The organism is Vibrio sp. V33_P6A3T137, from assembly GCF_009904835.1.
GTDB classification, from domain to species: Bacteria; Pseudomonadota; Gammaproteobacteria; order Enterobacterales; family Vibrionaceae; genus Vibrio; species Vibrio metschnikovii.
Window position 1 is genome coordinate 1 of the sequence record NZ_WXWK01000004.1, and the last position, 2,445, is coordinate 2,445.

3 protein-coding genes are annotated in these 2,445 nt (G+C 37.6%); all 3 read right to left on the reverse strand.

Going from position 1 to position 2,445, the window contains the following annotated elements:
* A partial coding sequence (locus CAG60_RS00200; protein WP_161438002.1) for a hypothetical protein occupies nt 1-464 on the reverse strand: 464 nt, incomplete at its 3' end.
* A gap of 327 nt (nt 465-791) precedes the next feature.
* Nucleotides 792-1,688: a UTP--glucose-1-phosphate uridylyltransferase GalU gene (gene galU / locus CAG60_RS00205; RefSeq protein ID WP_158144394.1), complete on the reverse strand. Its 897-nt coding sequence runs from the start codon at nt 1,686-1,688 to the stop codon at nt 792-794.
* A gap of 108 nt (nt 1,689-1,796) precedes the next feature.
* The gene (locus CAG60_RS00210; protein ID WP_161438003.1) at nt 1,797-2,387 is read right to left on the reverse strand and encodes a hypothetical protein; all 591 of its coding nucleotides are present in this window, start codon (nt 2,385-2,387) and stop codon (nt 1,797-1,799) included.
* Nucleotides 2,388-2,445 lie beyond the last annotated feature (58 nt).

Consider the following 2,445-nt stretch of genomic DNA (forward strand, 5'->3'; position numbering starts at 1 on the left):
TAAGTGAATATATAACCCATTGCACCAGGAGACTCAATCAAATGCTGTTGTTTACTAAATTCGAGAAAAGAGTATTCAGAATATCTTATTAAATGACCAAGTGACTTTTCTTCATATTCATTAAAAAAATCAAGCAACTCACCTTGATAGCCATTACTGGCTTTATACACTTCAAAGTGAATATTATTCTCCTTTAAATGAGTAGCTATTTTCAATCTCTTTTCATGTTGATGCTGTAAATTAACTACGTATATATGATCGAAATAATCATTAATTTTATTAGATTGGACGTCTTCGTGATAATAATCATTCAACGATCCATTTTCTCCCATTCGATCCATACATAGCTTAATATTAACTCTTACATTCTCATTTCCGTATTTTTTCTCATATTGTAAATAAAGTTTTAGAGCATTATTATAATCCCCTTGAGTAAATAATTTGTTTGCTTTTTTAAATAACATTATTGATAGCCCTTAAAATCTTACATATAATTGAAAGCTTACTGTTCAGTATCTAGAAAAAGAGTGATAAAGCCATGGATAACAATAAATAGAAAAAGAATAGCTACCCAAATAGGTAGCTATATACAATTAACATTAATATATAAGCAATCTACAGCATAAGCGATACTCAAATGACTTAGCAATAGAGTTAAAAACCTGCGAGCTTCCACAAACACATCTAAAAATATCTCACTATCAGGAAGAGGATCGATCATTGCTTAGTGTTCGTAAAATCAATCGTTATATAATGATGATGGCCTATATTTCACCATCAATAAATAATCACTAAGCCACTTCGGTTTCACTTTCAGCACGTGGTACTTTTACTGTTGGCTGCTGAGAAATCGGCGTATTGTGATCTTTTTTATACACCTGTTCAAAGCAGTAGTTGGTCGCTTCAATGTAACCTTCAACACTACCACAGTCAAAACGCTGACCTTTAAATTTGTAAGCTAACACGCAGCCCGCTTTGGCTTGCTTTAAGAGTGCATCAGTAATTTGAATTTCGCCACCTTTACCAGGCTCGGTTTGCTCAATCAGCTCAAAAATATCTGGTGTTAAGATGTAGCGGCCAATAATCGCGAGATTACTTGGCGCCGTACCTGGGTCGGGTTTTTCGACCATATCATCGACGCGGAACAGATCATCTTTGATCATTTGACCAGCAATCACGCCATATTTATGGGTTTGATCGTCGGGCACCTCTTGCACCGCGACAATGGTGCAGCGAAATTGGTTATACAAAGCCACCATTTGTGCCAGTACCCCTTTGTGTTCATTAACACACAAATCATCAGCTAGCACCACAGCAAACGGCTCATCCCCCACTAACGGACGACCGGTTAAAATCGCATGGCCTAAGCCTTTCATTTCACGCTGGCGAATAAAGGTAAAATTCGCTGAATCAATTAAGCCACGAATATCATCCAGTAGTGCTTCTTTACTGGTGCCCTGAATTTGATGCTCTAATTCATAGTTTTTATCAAAGTGATCCATCAAAGCTTGTTTACCACGGCCTGTTACTACACACATATCTGTCATGCCTGCTTGAATCGCTTCATCAACGCCGTATTCAATCAAAGGTTTATTGACTACCGGCATCATCTCTTTTGGCATCGATTTAGTGGCGGGTAAAAAGCGCGTACCGTAGCCGGCAGCAGGGAATAAGCATTTTTTAATCATTAGGGGGCTCTCCTAGACTGACATTATAAATAAAATTATTAGGGGATTAGTAATAAACTGATAAAGTAAGCAGACTTTTACATACGCAGGGTAGTAATAATACAGCCGTTAGCTTGGATCGATAAAGTAATTAATATTCTCCACAAGAAAACGCGGAGTTACCTTCCGAGGTTTAATCTCAAATACCGCCATACGATCATCAATAATCTCTACTGGTTGAAATAAAGCCTCAACAATGTGGTAATAATCACGCTCAACATAATCATCAAATAACACTAATGTTGGCTTACGAATATTAACACAAGCGGTGAGAAAGCTTGCCACTCGGAAACGACCATCAATCAGAATTAAATCTGGGTGTAATTTATGCTCTTGTAAATAACGCCATGCTCGTTGCGGATAATCAGGCCACAACTTAAATTGGCTATCATCCACTGGGCGTCCCCAAGCTTTGGTTGACCCGATATCAGCATAAATCGGGATAATGGTACCCGGCAATTTTTGCTCTTGATAAGCGCCCATTAATTCAACTAGCCACTTAGGATCTGTTTCTGTGGTCACTACAGTACACCCTTGCTCAGCGGCATATAATGTCGAACCACCAGAGCCATACTCAAGTATCACTTTATGGTTAGCGTAAGCTTTTTTCACATACTCGATACAATCAGGAGTGAAAGTTAACTGAAACTGTCGAAACATAAATATCCCTATTTTAATAACATGTGAATAGATTCATATCGAAATTTCTAACTTAAAA